This is a genomic window from Sphingomonas sp. UNC305MFCol5.2 (assembly GCF_000712135.1).
Taxonomy (GTDB): domain Bacteria; phylum Pseudomonadota; class Alphaproteobacteria; order Sphingomonadales; family Sphingomonadaceae; genus Sphingomonas.
This window is the reverse complement of record NZ_JOOE01000001.1, coordinates 121,932-147,092: the sequence shown is the minus strand read 5'-3', so window position 1 is coordinate 147,092 and position 25,161 is coordinate 121,932. Positions and strand designations below refer to the sequence as shown.

Here is a 25,161-nt window from a genome sequence, read left to right as displayed (position 1 = left end):
CCGCCTGCACCGCCTCCGATTTAGACGGGATTAACCGCGGGCCGCGCGATGCGATAGGTGACGTGCGGCCGCAACCGCTCGATCGCGCGCGGATGGTCGAAATCGTCCTGCGGCGCGCGGACCATGCCGAGCCGCTCCATCAGCCCCCAGCTGCGGACATTCTCGACCGTGGTGATCGCAGCGATCGTCGGTACGTCCAGATTTGCCCAGCCCCAATCGAGGCTCGCCTGCGCCGCTTCGCGGGCATAGCCCTGCCCCCAATATTCGCGCGCCAGCCGCCAGCCGATCTCGATCTCGCCTTCGATCGGCGTGTCCTCGGCGCCGGGCTTGAGCCCGCAAAAGCCCAGGAACGCGCCATCTGCGCGCCGTTCGATCGCCCAGAAGGTGAAGCCGTTCGTGTCGAGGATCGCCTGCATCCGATCGATCAGCGCATCGGTCTCGTCGCGCCACAGCAATGGGCCGAGCGTAGCCATGACTCGCTCGTCCTGCCCCATGGCATGAAAGGGCTCGCGATCGGAATCGCGCCAACCGCGCAGGATAAGGCGTTCGGTCTCGATCATGCCGGCCGGTCGATCGCATAGACGATCATCGCGCCGAACGGGTCGCCGGCCGGATATTCGGGATGGTGGAAGTCGAGATCGGCGCGGCGCCGCATCCCCAGCCGCTCCATCAGCCCCCAGGAACGCGTGTTGGATTGCGTGGTCCACGCCGCGATCCGCGGACGATCGGTATTCGCCCAGCCCCAGGCGACGCTCGCTTCGGCCGCCTCGCGGGCGATGCCCTGCCCCCAATGCGCCTCGCCGATCCGCCAGCCGATCTCGAGCTCTTCGGGCACCGGAGTGCCGGCATGCCCGCCGATCCGCACGCCGCACACGCCCGCCAGCGCGCCACCGTCGCGCAGCTCCACTGCCCACATGCAGTGGCCGAAACGCGCCTGCTGATCGATCATGCGGTCGATGATCGTGTCATGCTTCGCCCGGGGGACCGGCCCGCCGAAATGCTCCATCATCGCCGGCGTGTTGGCGAGTGCGTGAAACACCGGCTTGTCCGTCTCGCGCCACGGCCGCAGCCGGAGCCTTTCGGTCTCGATCACGCGCCCAGCAGCCGCGCGGCGAGCGGCGCGTGATAGGTGAGCACGCCTGAGCAGCCGGCGCGCTTGAACGCCATCAGCGTCTCCATCACCAGCGCCTCGCGGTCCCCCGCCCCGGCTGCCGCCGCGGCTTCGATCATCGCATATTCGCCCGACACCTGGTACGCAAACACGGGCACTTCGAAGGCATTCTTCACACGGACTATGATGTCGAGATAGGGCAGGCCCGGCTTTACCATCACGCTGTCCGCGCCCTCGGCGATGTCGAGCGCGACTTCGCGCAGCGCTTCCTCGGCGTTGGCCGGATCCATCTGATAGGTCTTCTTGTCGCCCTTGAGCAGCCCGCGGCTGCCGACCGCGTCGCGGAACGGGCCGTAGAAGGCGCTGGCATATTTGGCGGCATAGGCCATGATCTGGACGTTGACATGGCCATTGGCCTCCAGCGCCGCGCGGATCAGCCCCACCCGCCCGTCCATCATGTCCGAAGGCGCGACGATGTCGGCCCCCGCCTCGGCCTGGACCAATGCCTGGTCGGTCAGCACCGCCGAAGTCTCGTCGTTGAGCACATAGCCGGCCGCATCGACGATCCCGTCATGGCCGTGGCTCGTATAGGGATCGAGCGCGACGTCGGTCAGCACGCCGAGATCGGGCACCGCATCCTTGATCGCGCGGATCGCGCGACACATCAGATTGTCCGGATTGAGCGCCTCGCGCCCGTCGTCGCTGCGCAGCCCCGCCGGCGTGTTCGGAAACAGCGCGACACAGGGAATGCCCAGCGCCGCCGCTTCGCGCGCGCGCTCGGTGATCGCCTGCACCGACCAGCGCGAAACGCCGGGCAGCGACGCGATCGGCTCCTCCACGTCGCCTTCGGTTACGAATAGCGGCCAGATCAGGTCGGCGGGGGTGAGGACGGTCTCGGCGTGCATCCGCCGGCTCCAGCCTGCGGCTCGGGTACGGCGGAGGCGAAGTGCAGGGTATTGGCTCATGGCCGCGCTGATGCGCTCTCAGCCGGTGGGTTGCAAGCGTCCGGCGGGCTCGGTGGTGGCGAGCGCCTGCTCCTCGGCCTCGCGCGGGCGGATCATCGCGCCCTTGCGCCAGTCTCCCCATCGGAAATAGGCCGCCGCAAGTCCCAGCGCCGCTGCCGATCCTACCGGGAAGCTCCACCACAGAGCATCACCGCCGAGCAGCGGCTCCAGCCCGAGCGCGAAGCCGATGCGGATCGGGTACAGCGCGACGATCAGCGCGATCAAAGGCGCCCACACCGCGCCGTTCGCGCGCACCGTCGCGAAGATCACCATGGTCATGCCGAACAGCACGAAATTCCAGCTCGCGATCAGCTGGATGTGCCGCGCGATCGGGATGGCGGGGCTCTCGCCGCCGAGGAACAGCGCCATCACCGGCCGGTCGAACAGCAGGACGACACCCACCATCGCGCCCGTGATCACGCAGTTCCAGAGCAGGCCGGCACGCGTGATCCCGTTGACCCGGTCCCACGCGCCGGCACCGATATTCTGCGCCGCCATCGCGCTGACCGCCGCGCCGATCGCCATCGCGGGCATCTGGATATAGGTCCAGAGCTGCTGCGAGACGCCATATGCCGCAGCGGTATCGACTCCGAGCCGGTTGACCAGCCCGATCATGGTGAGCCCGCCCAGCGACATCACCAGCATCTGCGCACCCATCGGCAGCCCCTTGGCGACGATCGTCCGCATCAAATCGCGCTCGGGTAGCAGATAGCGGAACTCGCGCCCGCGCAGCCGGATCGGCAGGTCGCGAATGTAGAGCGTCGCGAGCAGCCCTATCGCCGCGACATGGTTGGCGATCAAGGTCGCGGTCGCCGCCCCCGCGATCCCCATCCGCGGCACCGGGCCGAGGCCGAGAATGAACACCGGGTTGAGCCCCGCATCGAGCAACACGCTCAGGATCATGAACCAGAATGGCGTCATGGCGTCGCCCGATCCGCGCAGCCCCATCATCAGCAGCACGAGCAGCATCGATGCGGGGATGCCGAGAAAGATCACCCGCAGATAGGCGAGCGCCAGCGGCATCGCGTCGCCCGGCGTGGCGAGCAGCTTCAGGATGTCGGGCGCGAACAGCCAGCCCAGTATCGCCATGATCAATGCCCCGCCCAGCACGAGCCCCACCGCCGATCCGAACGCCCGCCGCGCGGCATCGAGGTCGTGCCGGCCGATCGCCTGCCCGATCATCACCGTCGCCGCCATGCCGAAGCCGAACACGGCGCCGAAGGTCAGGAACATGATGATGTTGGCATTGGACGTCGCCGCCAGCGCGCTCTCGCCGAGGAAGCGCCCCACCCACACCGCGTTGATCGAGCCGTTCAGCGACTGGAGGATGTTCGAGCCGAGCGTCGGCAGCGCGAACAGCATCAGCGTCCGGCCGATATGGCCCTTGGTGAGATCGCGGCGTTGGGGAGCTCCACCCGCCATGGGTTGTCCTTTTTCTTCACCCCTCCCTTTCAAGGGAGGGGCAAGGGGTGGGTTGCGCCGGACGGGGCTCGATGCCCCGTTCGACGCTCAATGCGGCAGCCGTGGAAAGGCTCCCTTCGGTCGCACCCACCCCCAGCCCCTCCCTTCCAGGGAGGGGAGCGATCCTAGCCCAACCGCGCCAGCGCCGCCGCGAGCCGCTCGGCTTCGGCCGCCTTTTCGGCATGGTCGGCCCGCGCCTTCTCGACTGCCTCGGGCTTGGCGCGCTCGACGAAACTCGGATTGTTGAGTCGGCCCGCGAGCCCGTCGCGCTCCTTCTCGGCCGCGCCGATCGCCTTGGTCAGGCGTGCGCGCTCGGCTTCGAGGTCTACCACTCCGCCAATCGGCATTGCGTATAGCAATCCGTCGACGGTGACTTGCAGCGAAGCCTCTGGCTTGCCCTCCATTGGCTCGGTCAAGCGTGTGATGTTCACTCGGGCCAGGCGCTCCAGCGCGGACGCGTTGCCGATCAACCGCGCCTCAGCCGCATCGTTCTTGTCGACCTGATAAAGCGATAGCTTCGCCCCCGGCGGCACATTCAGCTCCGTCCGCGCCGCGCGGATCTCGCTCACCAGCCGGATCAGCCAGTCGATCTCCTTCGCGGCCTCGGGATCGAGCGCCCGCGCGTCGGCCATCGGCCATTTCGCGACGATCAGCTCGTGCTCGCGCGCGCCCATCTTCGACCACAATTCCTCGGTGATGAAGGGCATGAACGGGTGGAGCATCACGAGGATCTGATCGAGCACCCAGCCCGCCACCGCGCGGGTTTCGTCTGCCCCGGCGCCCGTCGCGGCCACGCCGCCCTCGCCCTGGATCACCGGCTTGATCAGCTCGAGATACCAGTCGCAGAAACGGCTCCAGGTGAATTGGTAGATCGTGTTCGCCGCCTCGTCGAAGCGCAGGTCGGCGAGCGCGAGGTCGAGCGCCTGCACCGTCGCGACGGTCTCGGCGACGATCCAGCGATTGACCGCCAGTTCGGCCGCGGGCGGCTCGATCGTGGTGCTCGCCCCGATCCCGTTCGACTGGCAGAAGCGCGCGGCGTTCCACAGCTTGGTCGCGAAGTTGCGATAGCCTTCGATCCGGCGCTCATCCATCTTGATGTCGCGTCCCTGGCTCTCCATCGCCGCCATGAAGAAGCGCAGCGCATCGGCGCCATATTGGTCGATCAGCCCCAGCGGATTGACGACGTTGCCCTTGGACTTGGACATTTTCTGCCCGTCCGCGGCGCGCACCAAACCGTGGAGATACAATGTCTTGAACGGCACTTCCTTCATGAAGTGCAAACCCTGCATCATCATCCGCGCATCCCAGAAGAACAGGATGTCGAAGCCCGAGATCAGCACGTCATTGGGGTAGCGGCCGCCCAATTGCTTATGGACACCCCTCCCCCCGTTCGTTTCGAGCGAAGTCGAGAAACCCTGTCCATCGCCCGCCAAATGCTTCTCGACTTCGCTCGAAGCGAACGGGGTGGGTTGGACATCCGGCCATCCAAGGGTCGCGAACGGCCACAACGCCGAGGAGAACCAGGTGTCGAGAACGTCGGAGTCCTGCACGATATAAACCGTGTCGTTCGTCGCCCGCGGAAAGCGATCATCGACTACGATCTTGTATTGGTCTCCATAGTGAGCTTGAGCAGCCGCGATTGCATCGGCTTCCGTTAGCGCAACAAAAGGTTCGTTTTCAGAGCTGATAGCTTCCGTGAGTGATCCATCTGCGTTGATTTGATGGTCGATGTAGCTGACCAGCCCGTGCTCATCTCGCTTCGGCCCAAACCACGCCGGGATCCGATGCCCCCACCACAACTGCCGGCTCACGCACCACGGCTGGATGTTCTCCATCCAGTTGAAATACGTCTTCTCCCAGCTCTTCGGCACGATCTTCGTCGCGCCCGAGCGCACCGCCTCGATCGCCGGCTTGGCCAAGGTCGCGGCGTCGACATACCATTGGTCAGTCAGCCACGGCTCGATCACCACGCCCGAGCGGTCGCCATACGGCGTCTGGATCGTGCGCGGCTCGGAATCGTGCGCCTCGCCGTCCTTGTCGACATAAGGAACGAGGAAGCCCTCGGCCTTGAGCCGCGCGACCACCTGTTTCCGCGCCTCGAACCGGTCGAGCCCGAGCAGGTCGGCCGGGATCAGCCCGTCGGCGGTCTGGGTGATGTTCGCCTTGGCATCGAGCATGTTGAGCATGTCGCGCGCTTCGATGCCGGCGCGACGTCCGACCTCGAAATCGTTGAAATCGTGGCCGGGCGTGATCTTCACCGCGCCCGAACCGAGCTCGGGATCGGCATGGTCGTCGGTAATGATCGGAATCAGCCGCCCGGTAATCGGCAGCCGCACCTTCTTGCCGACCAAGGCCGTATAGCGTTCGTCGCTGGCGTTCACCGCCACCGCCATGTCGGCGAGCATCGTCTCGGGCCGCGTCGTCGCGACCTGGATGAAGCCGCTGCCATCCTCGAGCGGATAGCGCAGATGCCAGAAATTGCCTTTGACTTCGACCGTCTCGACTTCGAGGTCCGAGATCGCCGTGCCGAGGCCGGGATCCCAGTTCACCAGACGTTTGTCGCGATAGAGCAGCCCCTGCTTGTGCAACTCGACGAACACTTTCAGGACGGCTTTCGAAAAGCCCTCGTCCATCGTGAAGCGCTCATTGGCCCAGTCCATCGAGCAGCCGAGCCGGCGGAGCTGCTGCGTGATCTCGCCGCCGCTCTCTTCCTTCCACTCCCAGACCTTCGCGACGAATTCCTCGCGGGTGAAATCGGTGCGCTTCTGCTGCTTCTGGTTGAGCTGCCGCTCCACCACCATCTGCGTCGCGATGCCGGCGTGATCGGTGCCGACCACCCAGCGCGCGTCCTTGCCCTTCAGCCGCGCGTGGCGGACGAGGACGTCCTGCAGCGTGTTGTCGAGCGCGTGGCCGATATGCAGGCTGCCGGTCACATTGGGCGGCGGATTGACGAGCGTCCACGGATCGGCGCCGGGCCGCTCGGGCGCGAACAGGCCGTTTGCCTCCCAATGCTGGTACCAGCGGGTTTCGATTTCGGCGGGGTCGAAGGTCTTGGGGAGTTCGCTCATATCGCGGCGGCTCTACCGGGGCCTCGCCAAAATGAAAAGGCGGCCCCGGATGGGACCGCCTTTCCTTGCGCGGAGCGCCGCTGCGCTCAGATCATGTCGCGGTCGGGTGCCTTGGCCGGTGCGGGCGCCTTCGACGGCGCTGGTGCCGGTATGGCCTTCGGCGCAGGCACCGAGACCTTCACCACGGGCTTTGCCATCGCCGAACAATCACCCGAGCTCTGCGAGACGACCTTGGGCTGCGCCGCGCTGCCGTCGGAGATATACTGGACCGACTGGGTGCAGCTGCCGTTGCCCGTCGTGGTCGAAGTGAACGAATAGCGCACGGTGCCCGCGGGCAGCTTGCCGAGGTTCACGGCCTCGAGCTTGCCTGAGGCGTCGACCGGCTGGCTGGCAAGCATGCGCGCCTGTTGCATCATCGCCGCCATCCGCCGATCCATATCGGCGAAGACCTGGTCGAAATCGGCGAAGGGCGACGCCATCGGCTGCGCCAGCACGATCGGCACTGCGATCCGCTGCACCGCCGGCACCACTGCGATCTGCGGCGGCTTGTCGCCTGCATAGCGGATATGCGCCACCGAGCCGTCGGGCAGCGCCACCTTCATCACGTGCATTTCCTGCGCCAGCGCCGCCCCGCCGGTCAGCGCGGCGAGACCGAGCCCGGCAAGGGCCAGTTTGGAGATCGAACGCATGATACTCATCCTCGCTCGAAGGGTTGAACTGCGGGGCCGAAAACTATTCCGCCAACCTGAACGCAGGATGAAATTCGTCGTCCACCCGCCCACCGTGCTCCTGCGAAAGCAGGAGCCCAGGGTTACAGGTGACGTCGCTGTGGCTCTGGGCTCCTGCTTTCGCAGGAGCACCGCTACTTCGTATATTTCCCCAGCCAGCCCAGCACTTCGCCATACCATTGCATCGAGTTCTTCGGCTTGAGCACCCAATGGTTCTCGTCGGGGAAGATGAGGAGCTTCGACGGGATCTCGCGCCGCTGGAGCGCCGTGAACGCCGCCAGTCCCTGGGTATAGGGGATACGGAAGTCCTTCTCGCTGGTGATCACCAGCTGCGGAGTCTTCCATGCCGTCACATGGTTGACCGGGTTCCATTTCTCGAAAGCCCCGGGGTCCTCATAATAGGCTTTCCCGCCATGCTCCCACTCGTCGAACCAGAGCTCTTCGGTTTCGTAGGCCATGGCGCGCGCGTCGAACACGCCATCATGCTGGACGATGCATTTGAAGCGGTCGGGCCACTGCCCCTCGATCCAGTTCATCATATAGCCGCCATAGGAAGCGCCGAGCGCGCAGGCATTGTCGGCGTCGAGATAGGCGAACTTGTCGGTCGCGGCCTTGAGGCCCTTTTGCAGATCCTCGAGCGGCCAGCCGCCCCAATTGTTGCGGATCGCGTCGCTGAAGGCCTGCCCGTAGCCGGTCGAGCCGTGGAAATCGACCGACACCACGGCATAGCCCGCACCCGCGAACACCGCGGGGTTCCAGCGATACGACCAGCTGTTGTTGCTCGATCCCTGCGGTCCGCCATGGACGATGAACGCGATCGGCGCCTTCTTTCCCTCGGCGAGCGAGGCCGGGCGCACCGCATAGCCCCAGACAGTGTCGTTGTTCGCGCCCTTGAAGCTGAACCGCTCCACCTTGGGCAAGTCGATCCCCGCGAGCTTGGCGGCGTTCACCGAAGTCAGCCGCTCGGTCTTCTTGCCGGTCAGCCGGTAGAAATCGTCGGGCCCGGTCAGGCTGTTCATGCTGAACACCAATCCGCTTTTGGTCGGCACCACGGCGGAAACGGCGCCTTCCTGCGTCAGCCGAGTCACCTTGCCGCTGGTCGGATCGACGCTGAAGATCGGCTCTTCCTGCGTGTCCTGCGCGGTCACGTAGATCGTCCTCGAATCGGGTGCCCAGGCGATCGAGGCGACCGAACGGTCCCATGCCTCGGTCAGCGCGCGCACTTCACCCGTCGCGAGGTTTCGGAGCATCAGCACCTGGCGATCGGCTTCGTAGGTCGGCCGCTTCATCGCGAAATATGCCAGCCATTTGCCATCGGGCGACGCGGTCGGGAGATTGTCCATCCCGTCATTGTCGGCCGTGAGGTTCACCGGCGCGGCGGAGCCGTCGGCGGGGGCCGCGAAGATGTCGAGGTTGGTCGAGAGCGGCTCGGTCCGCCCGGCTTCGCGCAGCGCGAAATAGACGGTCTTGCCGTCCGCCGACCAGCTCAATTCCTCGCCGCCGCCAAACGGCTTCGAGGGGGTGTCGCCGTCGAGGCTCGCCGCGATCGGCACCGCGGTCACGCCTTCCTGGCGGAGCGGCACGACGAACAATTGCGAGCGCTCGCCATTCGCCCATGTGTCCCAGTGCCGCACGAACATCTTGTCGAAGGTTCGCCCGGATCCCGCATTCGGATCCTTCTTCTCCATCGCCGGCTCGATCGTCGGCGCGCCGGGCTTGCGATCGGCCCAGACCAGGGCCCGGGTCCCGTCGGGCGAGAGCTTGACGCCGCTGAACCCGCCTTTTGGCGTGAACCACGCCCTCGCCGCGCCGCCGGTGATCGCCACCGACTGGATGGAATCGACGCCGCCCTTGTCCGACTGGAAGAAGACCGTCGCGCCGTCGGCGGAGAATTGCGGCCCCGTCTCGTTGACGTCGGCCTCGGCGACCAACTTCTCGGGCAATGCCCCCTTCTTGCTCAGATCGAGCCGCCACAGATCGTAACGCCCGCGATTGGCGGCGAGGTCGGTCTCGCGCTGCTGCCAGACGAGCCACTTGCCGTCGGGCGAGACGGCAGGCGCACCCACTCGCGATAGCGTCGCGACGTCCTGGATGGTGAGGTCTCGCGCCAGAGCAGGCGCGGCGGCGGATGCGAGCGCTGCGCCCGCGAGCAGGAGATGCTTCATGGGCGGGAGATAAGCAGATGGTTGCGGGCGTTACAATCGCCCGCGACTGCGAAAAGTCAGTTCCGCCCGGTGATCCGCGTGATCTCGCGCGCCACCATCGCCTCGACGATCTGCGGAAGATTGGCGTCGAGCCAGTCGCGCAGCATCGGCTTGAGCATCTCGCGCACCAGCCCTTCGAGCGTATCCGAACCGGCGACGTCGGGTTTCACCACCATCCGCGAAAGCGCCTCGAGCGGCCCGCGCGTCGCCTCGACGGCGCGTTCCGAGAGAATCGGTTCGGGACGCCTAGCGGGTGCGGACTTCTCGGCACCCGAGTGCGCCTCGGCCTCATCCTCGACCGGCTCGCGCAGTTCGAGCACGGCCTCGCCCTCGGGATCCTCGTCTTCGACCTGCGGCGTGCGTGCCGAGGCGGTCGAGGCGCGGCCGCGGCGGGTACGCGAAGCCACCGCCGCATCGCCTTCTTCGGCGATGATGCGTTTGATCGAGGAGAGGATCTCCTCCATCGACGGCTCGGTACTGATATCCCCCATAGCCGACACGTCTCCTGTGGCTGACTGTGGTTAAATCAGGGATTTCCAGGCGTGGTGTCAACCGATCGCTGCAACAAAGGATCCAGCGGGGTGCTGGTCACCGTCGCGCCCTGCGCCGGCGTGCCGCTGGTCGAGGTGCTCGTCCCGACCGGCTTCGGGCCGTCGGCCCAGTCGCTCCAGCGGCCGCGGACGCGCTCGTAATTGGCAGCCGGATCGTAGAGCGGCCCGCCTTCGAGCCCAAGGTCCTTGGCCTCGGCGCGGCCCATCGCCGCGAGCAAAGTGAAGCCCGCGACATAGGCGTCGCGCTCGGCAGTGACGTAGTTCACCTGGCTGTTGAGCAGTTCCTGCTCGGCGTTGAGGATGTCGAGGATCGTGCGCGTGCCGACGCTGTTCTCGGCGCGGACACCTTCGAGGCTGAGCTTGTTGGCCTCGACCGCGACGCGCGACGATTCGATCACCTTGAGCGAGCTGTCATAGGCCGCGAAGGCCGAACGCGCCTGCGCGATCACACCACGCTCGGTGAGCGTGACCTGCTCGATCGCGGCGCCTTCCCGCGCCCGCGCCTGGCGGACCTGCGCCGCGGGGCGCCCGCCCTGGAAGATCGGCAGCGTCACTTGCGCGCCCAAAGTCGTCGCGAAACCATCGCCTTTCAGGCCCGAAGCCGCCGCCTGGCTGCCGACCGAGCCGAGGTAATTGTAATAATCCCCGCCCACGCCGACGCTCACTTGCGGCAGCCGGCTCGCTTTGGCGACGCTGACGTCATAGCGAGAGGCATCACGCGCCAGCTTGGCGGCTTCGAGGAACGGATTATTGGCGAGCGCAGTCTGCTCGGCAGTGCCCACGTCATCGGGGAAGTTAGGCAGGGTCGGCGGCGCGGCGAGCACGCCCGGGGGCGTGCCGACCACACGGATATAGGTTTCGCGGCTACCGATCAGCCGTGCCTCGGCGGTGCGCAGCTGGCTCTGCGCCAGCGCCAGCCGCGCTTCGGACTGGGCGACGTCGGTACGCGTCAGGTCGCCGACTTCGAACCGGTCGCGCGTCGCCTGCAGATTGACTTCGAGCACGCGGACATTCTGCTGGTTGAGCCGCACGATCGCTTCGTCACGCAGCACGTCGACATAGGCCGTCACCGTCTGGGTGAAGACATCGGCCTCGGCGCCGCGCAGATTGGCCTGCCCCGCCTCGACGCGAGTCTCGGCCGCCTTGACCGAATTGCGCACCGCGCCGCCACTGAACACCGGAACCGACAGATCGAGCCCCAGCGCGCCGCGCCGGCTCGGCCCGAAGGTCGCGTCGGTATCGTACAGGCTGTTGCTGACCGACCCCGTCGAGCTCACGCCCGGTCGCCCCTGCGATTTCGCGATCGGAACATTCTCGTCGTTCGCGCGCTGATTGGCGCGCTCGCCGGCAAGATCCGGATTGGTGTTGTACGCCTGGACCAGGGCGTCGCGCAGCGTGGTGGTCGGCTGCGCGGCCGGGGCCAGCGCCGGAGTCGCGCCCGGCGGCGCGGTCTGCACGCGTACCGGTGTCGAAGTGCCGCTGCGCGTGGTCGTGGTCTGCGCGGCGGCAGGCACGGCAAGCGCGGTCAGGCTCACGCCCAGGAGGAGAGAAGTCAGTCGCATCAATCTCTTCTTCTTCAGAAAGTGAAGGTCCGTAGGCGTCGGAAACCAGGCAATTCAGCGCATTCGATATCTTGAAAGTCGATCAGGCCGAAGCCCCCTTCGGTGCGGCGGCCGGCGGCGAGCCGCGTCACCCCGCGGTCGATCACGCCGGTGAGCACGCGCCCACCCGGCCTGACCTGCGCGATGAGTGCCTCGGGAAGCTGCTCCACCGCACCGTCGACGATCAGCAGGTCATAAGGTGCCCCCGCGGACCAGCCGGCGTTCAGCGCCCCTTGCACGACTTCGACCTTGCCCTCGCCGGCAAGCGCCCCGCGCGCGATTTCGACCAGCGAATCCTCTTCCTCGAGCGCGACGACCGATTTGGCCAGCAGCGCGAGCAGCGCCGCGGCATAGCCCCCCGCCGCCCCGATCAGCAGGACATGATCGTCGGCGCGCACCTGCGCCTCGGTCAGCAGCCGCCCGGTGGCGAGCGGCGAATTGTGGCGGCGCCCGCCGGCGAGCGGCAACAGCGTGTCGCGATACGCGAGACCCCGATGCTCGGGCGGCAGGAAATTTTCGCGTGGGGTACGCGCCATCGCCTCGACCACGCGCGAGTCATTGACTGCGTTGGTCCGCAGCTGGCTCGCGACCATCGCATGGCGCATCGCTTCGAAGCGGTTCGCTTCGACGGGCGCGGGATCGACCTGAAGGGTCATCATCACTCCGGCTCTGTCGCACAACCGTATTAGTTGCGCAATACACTTGTTGACGTTGCTGCGCTTCTATCGCGCTGCAGCGTCGCCGCCAAGCGAGGCCGGGATCATTTTGAAACTATGTTGACAGCGCCACACCCCTCGCGCATTTCGCGCCCTCGCTTTCGAGGCCCGATGGCGGAGTGGTGACGCAGAGGACTGCAAATCCTTGCACCCGGGTTCGATTCCCGGTCGGGCCTCCAGCGCTTCCAGCACGATCGGAACGAAAAGGGCGCCCGCTTCGCAGCGGACGCCCTTCGTGTTTCGGCTTGCGCGCCGCTTAGCGGCGACGGCTGCGGCAATCGCCGCCGTCCACTTCGCGGCCGAGCAATGCGCCGGCGCCCGCGCCGATGATCGTGCCGGTGGTGCTCCGGCCCCTCCATGAGCTGCCGCGGCCGATCTCGCCGCCCAGCAGGCCGCCGGCAACCGCGCCGAGGATGGTCCCCGTGGTGCCGCTCGAGCAGCGGCGATAGCCGCGGTTACGATAGCCGCGATAATCACGACGATAGCCGCGATCCTCACGATAGCCGCGGTCGCCGCGATAGCCGTCGTCGCGATAGTCGCGATAGTCGCGCTCATAATAGCCACGGCCATAATCCTGCGCGGCGGCGGGGGTGGCAGCCATTCCGCCGAGGGTGACGGTCGCGGCGAGCGCGGCGGTGAACAGGGACTTGATCATTTCATCCTCCTTCGGGGGCCTTGGTTGCCTCCACATGCCGACTCCTCTGCCATGCCGGACATGCAATGAGGCTGAATGCGTCCGTTAGCCGCCGTTCATCGACTGTGGCTTTTGCGTAACTCAACGGCGAAAAAGCACGCCTCGTCGCGTGCGTTCCGACCCGGATACGGAACAAGGCCTGAATCCGACTCGTTTTCGCAGGCGGTTACCGGGAGACGACGAATGTATGATTTCGGCATCCGCCAGGCGCATACCGGCTATCGCATCGCGTATCGGCCGCAGGAGACCAATCATTGCCCCGGCTGCGGCCGGTCGCACTGGATGATCGGACGACTTACCGCCGAATGCGCCTTTTGCGGTACGGCGTTGCCGCTGATTGCCGGCGGCTTGTCGGGCAACGGCGTTGCTCGAACCCATACGGCGCCGGCGCACTCTCCGCTCGCGGCCTGACGCATCCGCGCTACCCGGAACGCGGCTTGTACGCGCGCGTTGCATGTCGCGAGACCCGCGCCAGGAGCAACCGCAATGACCGACCTATCCGTGACTTCGCCCGTCGAGCGAATCGCCCGCGCGATCGCCGCGGAGGCACTCAGCATCAATGGTGAAGGCGGCGATCCGAGCGTAGGCATCGCAGTCGACGCCGTCTGGGAACAGGAGGTCCCCCGCGCGATGGCAGTACTCCGAACATTGCGCGAGCCAACGCCCGAGATGGTCGAGGCCGGCCGCACCGCGGGCGGCGATCCCGCCCAGGTCTGGAACGCGATGGTTCGTGCCGCGATCGGCCAGGAAGAGACGGTGTGAACTAAATCTCCCTCTCCCCTTCGGGGAGAGGGTCAGGGAGAGGGGCAAGCGCGATGCACCCTCGGCACCCCCCTCTCCCCTGCCCTCTCCCCGCAAGCGGGGAGAGGGAGAAGTGATAGCCTGTTCGCCCATCGTCACCCACGCTTTCGCCGGGATGACGGGACAAACCAGAGCCGCTATGGCCCGTCGCCATGTCCGCCCCCCTCACGCTCTATAACTCCCTCACCCGCAGCCTCGAGGCGTTCCAGCCGCTCGATCCCGCCAAAGGCGTCCGCGTCTATTCCTGCGGCCCCACGGTCTACAATTACGCCCATCTCGGAAACCTGCGCGCTTATGTCTTCACCGACACGCTGAGCCGGGTGCTGACGTGGAAGGGGTACTCCCTCACCCACGTCATCAACATCACCGATGTCGGCCATCTGACCAGCGACGCCGATGCCGGCGACGACAAGATGGAAGCGGCGGCGAAAGCCCAGGCCAAGAGCATCTGGGACGTCGCCGCGCACTACACCGCGGCGTTCAAGGCGAACATCGCCGATCTCAACATCCGCGAGCCTTCACGCTGGTCGGTCGCGACCGATCATATCGGCGAGATGATCGACTTCGCGAAGAAGATCGCGCCGGAACATTGCTACGAGCTCGATACCGGCCTCTATTTCGACAGCACCACTGTCCCCGATTACGGCAAGCTCGCCGGATCGCAGGACGATACGCGCGAGGGACGGATCGAGGCGGTCGAAGGCAAGCGCCACCCGCAGGACTTCGCGATCTGGCGCAAGTCGCCCCCCGGCGAGCAGCGCCAGATGGAATGGGATTCCCCCTGGGGCAAGGGCGCTCCCGGCTGGCACCTCGAATGCTCGGTGATGAGCCTCAAATATCTCGGCGCGCCGTTCGACATCCACACCGGCGGGATCGATCACCGCGAGATCCACCATCCCAACGAGATCGCCCAGAACCAGGCCTTTTGCGGCTGCCCGGAAAACGCTGGCTTCACTGGCGCGCATTTCTGGATGCACAACAATTTCCTCGTCGACCGCGGCGCCAAGATGTCCAAGTCGAAGGGCGGCTTCACGACGCTCCAGTCGTTGATCGACGCGGGCGTGCATCCCCTCGCCTATCGCCTGCTCTGCCTCCAGGCGCATTATCGCAGCGAGCTGGAATTCTCCGCCGAAAACCTCGCCGCCGCGCTCACGCGGCTCAAGCGGTTGGTGATGTCGGTGACGGCGCTCAAGGCGAAGGCCGAGGGTGAAGGCACCTCGCCTCAGGCATGGCTCGATCGGCTCGATGATGCCGTCGCGGACGATCTCAACACCCCGAAGGCGTTGCCCATCCTCGACGAGTTGCTCGCCGAGAAGAAGCTGTCCCCCGCCGACCGTCTCGCCGCGCTCGCCCAATTCGACGCAGTGCTCGGCCTCAACCTGCTGAACCTCACCCGCGAGGAGCTGCGCGTCCGCCCGGCCAATGCGACTCTCACTCCCAACGAGATCAGCGACCGCCTCGTCGAGCGCCAGCAGGCCCGCGTGGTGAAGGATTTCCAACGCTCCGACACGATCCGCGACGAACTCGCCGCCGCCGGCGTGGAAGTCATGGACGGCGATCCCCTCGGCTGGGACTGGAAACCGGCGCTTTAATTCCTCCCCCTCTCCTCCTTACCGTCACCCCCGCGAAAGCGGGGGCCCATCTCGGGGAGAGGCCACGGGTAATCACGGCTGTGTCGTATGCGGGATGTGCAGGAGATGGGCCCCCGCTTTCGCGGGGGTGACGGGGTTATACGGAAAAGAGACGCCCACCCCCTTGCGTTCCCACCCCCGCCTTCGCCAAAAGCGGCAGATCAACACGGGGTAGTAAAATGCGGGGACAGGTACTCGGCGTCGATCGCACCAGCGGGGAGGGCCAGATTTCGGGCGAGGACGGCCATCGCTACACGTTCAGGCCGGACGACTGGAGCGACGCCAGGGGCCCGGCCGTGGGCGCGCGGATCGATTTCGCGATCGAGGGGACGCGCGCGCTGCGCATCTTCCGCCTGCCCGATTCGGACACCGCCTCGGTCGGCGCGGCCCGCCAGGCGCCGTCCAACGACCGCAACAAATATGTCGCCGCCTTGCTCGCTTTCTTCTTCGGCGTGCTCGGCATCCATCGCTTCTACCTCGGCCGGAACGGCAGCGCGGTGTTGATGATCGTCATTTCGGCGACCATCGTCGGCCTGCTCGTCACCAGCGTCTGGGCGTTCATCGACACCGTCCGCTATCTGATCATGTCCGACGCCGAGTTCGACCACCGCTACGCCCGCCGCTTCGCCTGATGAAGGTCGTCCTCCCCGCGCTTGCCCGGCCGCTGATCGAGCCGCGGCTTCCCGCGGGGCTGGACGTGCACTGGTTCGCCTCCGCCGACGAAGCCGCGGAGATGGTCGCCGATGCCGATATCGGCTGGGTCGACATCAACAAGCCGCCCGAATGGGCCCGCGCCGTCGCTGCGGGGCGCAAGCTCAAATGGCTGTCGACCATCTATGCGGGGCTGGATCGGCTCGACAAGGCGCAGCTCCTCGCGCGCGGCACCCGCGTCACCAACGGCAGCGGCGTCAACGCGCACACCGTCGCCGAATATGCCGTGATGGGCGCGCTCGTCGCCGCCAAGCGTTACGACCAAGTCGTCCGCATCGCCGACACGCGCGAATGGCCGTTCGACGCGCCCGGCAAGCTCGAGCTGTTCGAGACCAACGCGCTGGTCATCGGCTACGGCACGATCGGCCGCCTCATCGGCGAGCGCCTCGCCGGCTTCGGCGTCACCGTCACCGGCGTCACCCGCACCGGCGCTCCCGGCACGATCCAGCCCGACGCATGGCGCGATCGCCTGGGCGAGTTCGACTGGGTTTTCCTCGCCGCCCCCGCGACGCCGGAGAGCCGCGCGATGATCGGCGAGGACGAGCTCAAGGCGATGAAGCCCTCGGCGTGGATCATCAATGTCGGCCGCGGCGAGCTGGTCGATCAGGACGCCCTGATCGAGGCGGTCACCAAGCGCCGCATCGCCGGCGCGTTCCTCGACACCGTCACGCCCGAGCCGCTACCGCCCGAGCATCCCTTGTGGAGCACGCCCAACATCATCCTCTCGATGCACCTCTCGGGCCGCAGCCAGACGCGCATGTTCGTCCGCGCCGCCAATCTCTTCGTCGAGAACCTCCGCGCCTTCCTCGAAGGCCGTCCGCTCCAGAACGAAGTCGATCTCGCCGCCGGCTACTGACCCGGCTTCGCCACCGCCGGCTATTGAGCCGGCTTCGTCATCGCGAACAATTTGTCCCAGAACGCGTCCCGGAGCAGATACTCCATCGCCTTGCCGTCGCTGCGGTCGTCGGGGCAGCCCGCCTGGTAGGAGAAGGTCCGCGACGCCATCTCGTCGCTCACCGCGCGCGCGAAGTCCGGCCCCAGCCGCCGCGTCAGCACCACCAGCATCGCCCGCGCCGCTTCCGATCCGAAAAGCGCACGCGGATCGGCGACATATTCGGAATCGCCCTTCTCCTGCTCGGCTTCCTCGTCGAGCATGAACTCGCGGTCGAGTTCGTCGTCGATAGCGTGCACGCCGTCCATGGCCGTCTCCTTCGCGGCATCAACGCAAGGCCGCGCACTTCGGTCCGGGCCGCCAAACTTTACCCCGCCCGGGTAATTTTCCCGCTTGCCATCATTTACCCCATGGGGGTAAGGCACCCGCATCATGACGACGCTCGCAGGTTCCAAGATCCGCCGCTTCCGTGAGGAACGCGCCCTTTCCCGCGCCGCTTTCGGCGCCTGGTTCGACACCCCTGGCTCCACAGTCCAGGGCTGGGAGGAGGACGGCAAGCGCGCCTCCGCCGCCGTGCTCAACCAGATCGCCGCCAACGGCATCGCCCACCACCAGGACTGGTACGTCCATGTCCGCAACCTGGAGCAACCCATGGGCTGGACCCCCGACAGCTGGACCCAGGCCGAGGCCCGCCAGCTCCCCAATTACCCCGACAAGGCTGCGCTGGACGCCGCCACGACGCAGCTCGCCAACTATCCTCCGCTCGTCTTCGCCGGCGAGGCGCGCGAGCTCACCACCGAGCTCGCCCGCGTCTCGCGCGGCGAGGCCTTCCTGCTCCAGGGCGGCGACTGTGCCGAGAGCTTCGCCGAGTTCCACCCGAACAACATCCGCGACACCTTCCGCGTCATCCTCCAGATGGCGGTGGTCCTCACCTTCGCGTCGAAGCTTCCCACGGTGAAGCTCGGCCGCATGGCCGGCCAGTTCGCCAAGCCGCGCAGCGCCGATACCGAGACGATCGACGGCGTCGAGCTCCCCAGCTACCGCGGCGACAACGTCAACGACATCGCCTTCACCCCCGCCGCCCGGATCCCCGATCCGCAGCGCATGGTGCAGGGCTACAGCCAGTCCGCCGCGACGCTCAACCTGCTGCGCGCCTTCGCCACCGGCGGCTATGCCAATCTCCACCAGGTCCACAAATGGACGCTCGACTTCATGGGCCGCAGCCCCTGGTCGAAGAAGTTCGCCGACGTGGCGGACCGCATCGGCGAGTCGCTCGATTTCATGGAGGCGTGCGGGATCAACCCCGACACCGTCCCCCAATTGAAGGGCACCCAATTCTACACCAGCCACGAGGCTTTGCTCCTCCCCTATGAGCAGGCGCTCACTCGGCAGGACAGCCTCACCGGCGACTGGTACGATACCAGCGCGCATTTCCTGTGGATCGGCGACCGCACCCGTTTCGAGGGCAGCGCGCATGTCGAGTTCCTGCGCGGCATCGGCAATCCGATCGGGATGAAGTGCGGCCCCAGCCTAGAGCCCGACGCCCTGCTCCGCCTGCTCGACACGCTCAACCCCGCGCGCGTCCCCGGCCGCATGACCCTCATCACCCGCTACGGCCACGACAAGATCGAGAAGGGCCTCCCCGCCCTCGTCCGCGCGGTCAAGCGCGAGGGGCATCCGGTGGTGTGGAGCTGCGACCCGATGCACGGCAACGTCGTCAAGGCCGCCAACGGCTACAAGACCCGCCCCTTCGAGCGCATCCTCGCCGAAGTCCGCGGCTTCTTCGCCGTCCACCGCGCCGAGGGCACCTTCGCCGGCGGCATCCACGCCGAGATGACCGGCCAGAACGTCACCGAATGCACCGGCGGCGCGATCGACGTCACCGAGCAGTCGCTCGCCGACCGCTACCACACGCACTGCGACCCGCGGCTGAACGCGGGGCAGTCGCTGGAACTGGCATTCCTGCTGGCGGAGATGCTGAATGCGGAGATGGCGGAGCGAAGGAAGGCGGCTTAGATGGACATATGTGGCGGCGAACGCATGACCATGATCCGGAGCTAAGGGCGGTCACTCTTTCTAAGCTGCATGCCCATCGCTCTAGTTTGGCAGCACCCGCGCCTCTCCTCCGGGCTGGATCCCAAGAATAATGGTCACTCGGACGTAGAAATATTCCCGATCGCGAGAAGGCTGGAGCATTCTACCTCTGAGTGCTCGCAGTCGCTCTATATACTGGATCTCTCGTTTCTCACGGCCGTTAATTCTCCAAATAAACGAGCTATGGCGAAACAAGCTGAGCAAGTTACCAATGTCTTGTTCCCTTTCGAAAACGTTCCAAAGCGCTTCGTGGCATTGGTCAAATAACACCCCCCGGCGCTCGTTGTGTGCGAAATGATAGGCATCGATAAGGCGAATTTTGTCTGCTGCGGCAAATGGCGCATCTAGTGGATGGAGCTTCGCCAAATTCGCAATGGCCCGCGCTCCATTGTAGAAATCCCCCTCACGGCGCGCACGATCCACCACCTCACGCAAAAGACGCCGAGCTTCTTCGAAATCTTGGCGATTTTCAGCTTCGTCAGATAGGTTAAGTGCAATGTTATTTGTTGTTATTGCAGATTTTTGACGATCACTTTTGGCTCTCAGGGCTGTAAGCTTCGCAACTCGCGCGTTGGAATCAGCGATCTGGGTTGCCACAATCGATTCGGCTTGGAGCGCAAGTGCGGATTTCCGATCTATTGCAATACAATCGCGCGCGACACGCTTTGCGTCGTCTGCTTTGCTAAGCGACCTGTATGCAAGGGCCAGATTCAGCTTGGCGCTCTGGCGCTGATATTGAGATAGATAATTATAATCAAGCGCCTCGAGTGCATCGCGGACCTCCTCCAAATTGTTCGTCATGCGCAGAGCGCGCGCCCTTTCATACTGAAGTATTGTTAATTGGCGTTCGCGATTTTCTTTTGGGATAAGATGCATTGCATCATCGCATAGGGAAAGTGCGCCCCTATAATGACTACCATTGCTTAAGCATTCAATAAATGCAGAGGCAAGGGCAACTGCGGTATCAATATTATCCGACGATTCATCCTCTACCGCACGCCTGAGATATCGAACAATCAGAGTGTTAGCATTTACTATTTCGTGCATTGGGCACAAGGAGTTGCTTGCGCATCTTCCCGCTCGTGAGCCAGAAATTTTTCCTTTATTCCAACCTTCACCAAAATACAGCGTCAGCAATTTCCGATCGAGAGACCGTACTTCAGCCTCGCTAAGTCGGCTACGAACGTATTCCCGGACCGGTCGGGGCACGACGAGCGCCTTTGAGGTTGCATTCTCTTCCGCGCCAAGGGCCATAAGTGGGGCACTGTCAAGCAGGGCGCGACTGGTAAGATCGATCGCATGAGCAGGCCGAAAGGGTATTGGACCATTCAGTCGAGCGATTTGAGACAGTTGTTCACCTGCGGGCAAAGCAGCGATTGCCTTCAGCAAATCAAATGCTCGTTGTTCCGCCAAGTCGGCTGAAGCCTCGAGTTCCCCGACGGCGCTAACAAGTGCTTGCGGCGCTAAAACTGTCAGCGCCGTTGAGCCAAGATCACTGTTAGCGCTGAGCAGATCGTCTAGTGAGGTCACCTCCAATTCGCGCAGAGCGTTGTCTATTCGGGACGGGACGCCGTCCGTGAGACGAAAAATCTGACTGACCTTCTCCGGCTTGCTCAGCGCGTCGCCTGCCTGATCGCTGTCGCGTAGGTAGATTGCGACGTCTGCCTCATCGAGCGCCTTAAGCTCCGCAACCACAAACTGGGGCCCATTGCGCGGGGGCCGTTGCGCTCGAAGCAACACCTTCGTGCCGCTCGCAAACTCCGTAAGGATTTTAGCTAGCGCTTCGATATCGTGTTCGACCGGCATCTCGCCTGGCGCTGTGGAACGACCAACAGGAACATCGTTGAATAGAACATAGGAAGGGCCGACCGTTGAAATGTTCTCGCAAAGCGTTTCAAAACTTGCACCGAAGCGTGTTTGGGAATCATTGAGAAACTGTTCGCGAGTTTGGTATTCTGATAAATCAAAGCGGTAAGTCTTCATACCAATTTCGTTGAAATGAGCCTGGACCGCCGACAGAAATCCATCTTCACCCATACCCCAATCAGCCGCAATCCAAGCGATGCGAGTATGCTCCAGTGCACCGGCCACTCGATGGAGTTCTAGCCGTCGCACAGATCTATGAGCGGGTTCATTCGAAATGAAATATCTGATCTTTTCCAATTCACTCGCAATATTCGCTGCGGACCGCTCTAGCGTTACCGAAGGCGTGCTTTCGTTAATCGAGGTACTGGCCGATTTCTCATTGGCATCGGTGCGCGGATAGCGCTTCGTAAAGGACACGCCATCTTTTAGACCGAGTGCGATATCAGGCGTGAGATCCTGACTGCCATCTCTAAGTTTAGTCAGCACCCGTGGCCAGACGGTAATTTCGCGGTCGTTACCCTTGTTGAGTAGACAATTAGCCGAATAGCCTTGGATTCGTTGAGTATTCCTGTCTGAAAGATATTCTAAACCGAACAGCGCCGAAGCCTGAGCGTTCCGGCTCTCTCCTCCGCCCCCACGGGAAACCGTTGCAAAATCCTGTTCGTGCATATGACCGAACAGATGAAGATCAAATCGACCTGGAGGGTTTATGTCACTTCTCCAATGATCGCGAGCCTCTGGATGTAGCCAATCTGTTGGGTGGTGCGTCATCAGTAAATTGCCGTCGTTCTGATTGCACCATTCATCTGCATCTTGATCCGTAACTGCAAGCAACTGACGCACATCAACCGCAAGAGAGCCTTGAAAGTTGCCCTTGGCGAGGTGAAGCCAAGTGGAATTCAGGGCGACAATGCCAACGTGCCCAGCATCGAACGCAATTCGATAACTCGCGTCGCCGGGCATGACGCCATCCTTCATTGGTAGCGCGTGGCGACCGCTTTTAATCTGGAGGGCGCGCCAGTCGCGGTACGCTGCAAACGCGGCTTCAATAACGCTCGTTTGTTTAAATGCAGATCCATCGAAAAGCCCGTTTCGCAATACCTCAGCCTGCCAATAAGGTTGGAGCATAACCGCATCTAGCGGCGCCGGCCAAACAAGATCGTGATTCCCTGGAACTGTCACGAGAGTCGGAGAGGCCCCTAAAACTCTGAAGCGATTCCACAACTCCTCCAGAACTTGATCTAGTCGATCAAATTCCTCTCTTTGCGCTTGCTGCGTCAAATCTCCGGAGAAAAGTACCGCGTCCCACGGACCTGTGCTCTCAAATAGTCTCGAGAGGTCGTCTAAAAACTTCGTCTTGAACCGAGGCCACAACCAATCTTGGGTGCCAACGCCTACGTGAAGATCGCTTAAATGAAGCCAGCGGAAACCAGTCAAGTCGTATACCCCCTATTTTGCGATATGACTCAAGCCAGCCCTTTCCTACAAGCTTCAAAAATGCGATGTTCTCTATATGTTCGAGTCGCAGCCACCACCGGAGGACCCCGCCCTCCTCCTCCGCTTCACCCCCGTCCCCCTCGCCCGCACCCGCGCGAGCGGCTGGACCGCGGAGCGGCAGGTCGCATTCATCGCCGCGCTCGCGCGCACCGGCGTGGTGCGGGCCGCGGCGGCGTCGGTGGGGATGAGCGCGCGCTCGGCCTATGGCCTTCGCGCCCGCGCCGCGTGCACCGCCAACCGGCTGGTCGATGTCCCGCTTCCGCCCGATCAGCTCGCCGCGTTCGGCCCCGGCTGGACCTTCAGCTTCGCGCATGCCTGGGATCTCGCGCTGCGCCACGGGCTCCAGCTCCAGATGGAGGCGGCGCTGCCCGCGTCGATCGAGCCCGAGCGCGAGCCGATCATTCGCCGCGGGATGATCGTCGGCTGGCGCGAGAGGTTCAACACTCGGGTCGCGATGAACGCGCTGGGTGCATGGCGGCGCTACAATGAAGGCGCCGCGTACGATCACGAGCTGCGCATCGCGGAACGCACCCACCACCTCGCCATGTCGCTCGAGGCGCTCTTCGAAAAGGGCCCGGCGGAATGGCCCAGCCCGGCGCAGCTCAACGCCTCGGTGGGATGCGCCTGCTGCGGCAAGGTGCCGCGCGATCCGCCCGATGGCGAGGGGCCCGACGGGTTTCGCCGTTTCGGCCTGCTCGATCCCTATGGTCCCGCCGACCGGCCGCCGCGCCCCGCCGCCGAGCAGGATCGCGAGCTGCCGCCGCCGCGCCGGCCGCGTCCGATGCCGCGGATCACCGGGTTATGAAATTGCGCGCGCCCGCAACTTTTGTTCACGATTCGCGGGAAAAGTGCGAAGTTAAGCCGCGCAACTCCTACAAAGCGGGCGGTGCAGGGGCGGTGCAGCCGCGCTGCAACAAAGTGCAATATGCCTGTAACACAGCGCGTCCAGTGCCGCTCGTGCCGGCGTCAGGTCCCCTCCTTCCGCGCCGGCTCTCCCCGAACTACGGGGCGGCTCCGGCCGCCCCGCCTTTTCGCCTCATTCGGGCCGGTGGGACACCGCCTCGATATTGGTCCCGTCGGGATCGAGCACGAAGGCGGCGTAATAATCGGGATGGTAATGCGCGCGGATGCCCGGGGCGCCGTGATCGGTGCCGCCTGCCGCCAGCGCCGCCTTGTGGAACGCGTCGACCTGCGCGCGGCTGTCGGCGGTGAAGGCGATATGCGTGCCCTGCCCCACGGCCTCGTTGTCGCCGATCCAGAAGAACGGCTTGCCGTCCTTGCCGTATCCGATCGCGGTGCCGCCCGCCTCGGTCTGTTCGGGGGTGACGCGCATCAATTCGGCCACGCCCAAGGGGGCGAGCGCGGCGGCGTAGAAGGCGCTGGATCGCGCGAGGTCCGAGACGGCGAAACCGACATGGTCGAGCATGGCATCACTCCTCAGGGAAAAAGGTCCACGATTTCGGCGCCCTCGCCCTCCGCCGCGAGCAGCAGGGTGCGGTGGCAATGTTCGGGGTTGCGCTCGAAGCAGACGAGGGCGCTCGGCTTCTCCGCGGCGAGCGCGCGCATCTGCGCCGCCTCGGCCTGCGCCTCGGGCAGCCCGAGCTGGGTTTCGTACACCCGCTCCAGTGTCGCGACGTCGCCCTTCTTGGCCGCGTCGCGCCCCGGCTTGGGGGTGCCGAGATTCTTGAGGAGGACATAATCGATCCCCGCCTCCTTCAGGCTGGCGGCGAGCACGTTCTTCGAGAAGCCCGGGCGTCGCGAGAGCGGGACGGCGCGCACGTCGATCACGCGCTCGACACCGGCTTTCTGCAGCGCCGCGATGAACTCGGCCATCGTCGTCGCCTCATAGCCGATCGTGAAGATCCTCATGTCCGCAGGCTCCGCACCACGCCCCAGGCGATCAACGCCTGTCCGGCGAAATAGGTCGGCCAGATGAGCAGCCCCGGCAGCGGATTGCCCGCCCATTGCCCTATTCGCGCGAAGAGGAGCATGTCCGAGATGACGAAGAGCAAAGCACCGAGCTTGACTGTCCAAAGCGGAAAGCGGCTTGCCCATGCAGCCCCGCACATCGCGCCGAGGGCAGTGGCATACAACAAGACCCCGGGCAGATCAGCGGCCGGTATCACGAGCGAAGCGGGCGCGGCGCCGACCAGCGCCGTCACGATCAGGACCTGCAGAATCGGACCGCTCCGGTTGCGCAGGTACAGCGTCGCCGCGACGACATGCCCGGCAAGGAAGGCGACTGCCCCGATCGTCAGCCCATGCGTCTCGAGCAGCACGTCGCCGACCGCGCCCAGCGCCAGCGCCGCCGCGATCAGCCAGCCGTCGGTCGACCGCGCCTGCAATGCCGCCCAGAGCGCGAGCAGCCCTACCCCGGCACCTTTCCAGATGACGTCGACCGCCGGCGCGACGGTGATCCAGTGCGTGGCGTAATAGCTGCCCCCCGCGATCAGGGCGGCGAGGAAGAGCAAGCGGGCGGCACGGGTCTCCATGCGCCGAGCATAGCAAGGCGGCAGGCTTTGTCATGGGGC

Annotated in this window: 23 protein-coding genes and 1 tRNA gene; 8 read left to right on the top strand and 16 right to left on the bottom strand. The window is 64.9% G+C overall.

Going from position 1 to position 25,161, the window contains the following annotated elements:
• Window positions 1–20: 20 nt before the first annotated feature.
• The 10 genes from BR78_RS0100695 to BR78_RS0100650 form a co-directional block, all read right to left on the bottom strand.
• Window positions 21–560 (bottom strand): GNAT family N-acetyltransferase, encoded by a 540-nt coding sequence (locus BR78_RS0100695; RefSeq protein ID WP_029934243.1) that lies wholly within the window; start codon window positions 558–560, stop codon window positions 21–23.
• Window positions 557–1,093, bottom strand: coding sequence for a GNAT family N-acetyltransferase (locus BR78_RS0100690; protein WP_025561285.1), 537 nt, complete (start codon window positions 1,091–1,093; stop codon window positions 557–559). The genes BR78_RS0100695 and BR78_RS0100690 overlap by 4 nt, the downstream gene beginning before the upstream one ends.
• Window positions 1,090–2,076, bottom strand: coding sequence for a porphobilinogen synthase (gene hemB, locus BR78_RS0100685; RefSeq protein WP_025561284.1), 987 nt, complete (start codon window positions 2,074–2,076; stop codon window positions 1,090–1,092). The genes BR78_RS0100690 and hemB overlap by 4 nt, the downstream gene beginning before the upstream one ends.
• Before the next feature lie 18 nt (window positions 2,077–2,094).
• On the bottom strand, window positions 2,095–3,537 hold the full coding sequence (locus BR78_RS0100680) for an MATE family efflux transporter (protein WP_029934240.1): 1,443 nt from the start codon (window positions 3,535–3,537) through the stop codon (window positions 2,095–2,097).
• Between the two features lie 164 nt (window positions 3,538–3,701).
• Entirely contained in the window at window positions 3,702–6,644 is a 2,943-nt protein-coding gene (locus BR78_RS0100675) for a valine--tRNA ligase (protein ID WP_029934238.1), read from the bottom strand.
• A gap of 86 nt (window positions 6,645–6,730) precedes the next feature.
• Window positions 6,731–7,333, bottom strand: coding sequence for a hypothetical protein (locus tag BR78_RS0100670; RefSeq protein WP_025561058.1), 603 nt, complete (start codon window positions 7,331–7,333; stop codon window positions 6,731–6,733).
• Window positions 7,334–7,506: 173 nt separating this feature from the next.
• Window positions 7,507–9,537 carry a S9 family peptidase gene (locus BR78_RS0100665; RefSeq protein WP_029725543.1) on the bottom strand — a complete coding sequence of 677 codons (2,031 nt, stop codon included), beginning with the start codon at window positions 9,535–9,537 and terminating at the stop codon, window positions 7,507–7,509.
• A 56-nt stretch (window positions 9,538–9,593) separates the two neighbouring features.
• Window positions 9,594–10,067 (bottom strand): DUF2497 domain-containing protein, encoded by a 474-nt coding sequence (locus tag BR78_RS0100660; RefSeq protein ID WP_025561057.1) that lies wholly within the window; start codon window positions 10,065–10,067, stop codon window positions 9,594–9,596.
• Window positions 10,068–10,102: 35 nt separating this feature from the next.
• On the bottom strand, window positions 10,103–11,689 hold the full coding sequence (locus tag BR78_RS0100655; RefSeq protein ID WP_029934234.1) for a TolC family outer membrane protein: 1,587 nt from the start codon (window positions 11,687–11,689) through the stop codon (window positions 10,103–10,105).
• A gap of 14 nt (window positions 11,690–11,703) precedes the next feature.
• The gene (locus tag BR78_RS0100650) at window positions 11,704–12,387 is read right to left on the bottom strand and encodes a protein-L-isoaspartate O-methyltransferase family protein (protein ID WP_029934232.1); all 684 of its coding nucleotides are present in this window, start codon (window positions 12,385–12,387) and stop codon (window positions 11,704–11,706) included.
• 162 nt (window positions 12,388–12,549) lie between these two features.
• Between BR78_RS0100650 and BR78_RS0100645 the strand changes: the two genes are divergently transcribed.
• A tRNA-Cys gene (locus tag BR78_RS0100645) sits at window positions 12,550–12,623 on the top strand.
• A gap of 77 nt (window positions 12,624–12,700) precedes the next feature.
• Here the strand turns inward: BR78_RS0100645 and BR78_RS0100640 are convergent.
• Window positions 12,701–13,099, bottom strand: coding sequence for a glycine zipper 2TM domain-containing protein (locus BR78_RS0100640; protein ID WP_025561264.1), 399 nt, complete (start codon window positions 13,097–13,099; stop codon window positions 12,701–12,703).
• A gap of 222 nt (window positions 13,100–13,321) precedes the next feature.
• Here BR78_RS0100640 and BR78_RS20275 point away from each other — a divergent pair, with 222 nt between their 5' ends.
• From BR78_RS20275 to BR78_RS0100615, 5 genes are all read left to right on the top strand, one after another.
• Entirely contained in the window at window positions 13,322–13,549 is a 228-nt protein-coding gene (locus BR78_RS20275; RefSeq protein ID WP_025561263.1) for a hypothetical protein, read from the top strand.
• A gap of 75 nt (window positions 13,550–13,624) precedes the next feature.
• Window positions 13,625–13,900 carry a hypothetical protein gene (locus tag BR78_RS0100630; protein ID WP_025561262.1) on the top strand — a complete coding sequence of 92 codons (276 nt, stop codon included), beginning with the start codon at window positions 13,625–13,627 and terminating at the stop codon, window positions 13,898–13,900.
• A gap of 191 nt (window positions 13,901–14,091) precedes the next feature.
• On the top strand, window positions 14,092–15,531 hold the full coding sequence (gene cysS, locus BR78_RS0100625) for a cysteine--tRNA ligase (RefSeq protein WP_029934230.1): 1,440 nt from the start codon (window positions 14,092–14,094) through the stop codon (window positions 15,529–15,531).
• A gap of 218 nt (window positions 15,532–15,749) precedes the next feature.
• Window positions 15,750–16,202, top strand: coding sequence for a TM2 domain-containing protein (locus tag BR78_RS0100620; RefSeq protein WP_025561254.1), 453 nt, complete (start codon window positions 15,750–15,752; stop codon window positions 16,200–16,202).
• Entirely contained in the window at window positions 16,202–17,137 is a 936-nt protein-coding gene (locus BR78_RS0100615) for a D-2-hydroxyacid dehydrogenase (protein ID WP_025561255.1), read from the top strand. Before BR78_RS0100620 ends, BR78_RS0100615 begins: the two co-directional genes overlap by 1 nt.
• 20 nt (window positions 17,138–17,157) lie before the next feature.
• Here the strand turns inward: BR78_RS0100615 and BR78_RS0100610 are convergent, their stop codons facing one another.
• Entirely contained in the window at window positions 17,158–17,481 is a 324-nt protein-coding gene (locus BR78_RS0100610; RefSeq protein ID WP_029934225.1) for a hypothetical protein, read from the bottom strand.
• 124 nt (window positions 17,482–17,605) lie between these two features.
• Here BR78_RS0100610 and BR78_RS0100605 point away from each other — a divergent pair, with 124 nt between their 5' ends.
• Complete coding sequence (locus BR78_RS0100605; RefSeq protein ID WP_029934223.1) at window positions 17,606–19,189, top strand: class II 3-deoxy-7-phosphoheptulonate synthase; 1,584 nt, start codon at window positions 17,606–17,608, stop codon at window positions 19,187–19,189.
• A gap of 81 nt (window positions 19,190–19,270) precedes the next feature.
• Here BR78_RS0100605 and BR78_RS21480 read toward each other — a convergent pair whose 3' ends face one another.
• Window positions 19,271–22,570, bottom strand: a complete 3,300-nt coding sequence (locus BR78_RS21480) for a metallophosphoesterase (protein WP_156022169.1) — start codon at window positions 22,568–22,570, stop codon at window positions 19,271–19,273.
• 76 nt (window positions 22,571–22,646) lie between these two features.
• Between BR78_RS21480 and BR78_RS21155 the strand changes: the two genes are divergently transcribed.
• Window positions 22,647–23,435 (top strand): hypothetical protein, encoded by a 789-nt coding sequence (locus BR78_RS21155; RefSeq protein ID WP_081855556.1) that lies wholly within the window; start codon window positions 22,647–22,649, stop codon window positions 23,433–23,435.
• A gap of 231 nt (window positions 23,436–23,666) precedes the next feature.
• On the opposite strand, the gene BR78_RS0100590 is transcribed toward BR78_RS21155, so the two are convergent.
• The 3 genes from BR78_RS0100590 to BR78_RS0100580 are packed head-to-tail and all read right to left on the bottom strand — an operon-like array spanning window position 23,667 to window position 25,122.
• Window positions 23,667–24,056 carry a VOC family protein gene (locus BR78_RS0100590; protein ID WP_029934217.1) on the bottom strand — a complete coding sequence of 130 codons (390 nt, stop codon included), beginning with the start codon at window positions 24,054–24,056 and terminating at the stop codon, window positions 23,667–23,669.
• A gap of 11 nt (window positions 24,057–24,067) precedes the next feature.
• Window positions 24,068–24,499: a DUF488 domain-containing protein gene (locus BR78_RS0100585; protein WP_029934216.1), complete on the bottom strand. Its 432-nt coding sequence runs from the start codon at window positions 24,497–24,499 to the stop codon at window positions 24,068–24,070.
• Window positions 24,496–25,122 carry a lysoplasmalogenase family protein gene (locus BR78_RS0100580; RefSeq protein WP_029934215.1) on the bottom strand — a complete coding sequence of 209 codons (627 nt, stop codon included), beginning with the start codon at window positions 25,120–25,122 and terminating at the stop codon, window positions 24,496–24,498. The genes BR78_RS0100585 and BR78_RS0100580 overlap by 4 nt, the downstream gene beginning before the upstream one ends.
• Between the last annotated feature and the right edge of the window lie 39 nt (window positions 25,123–25,161).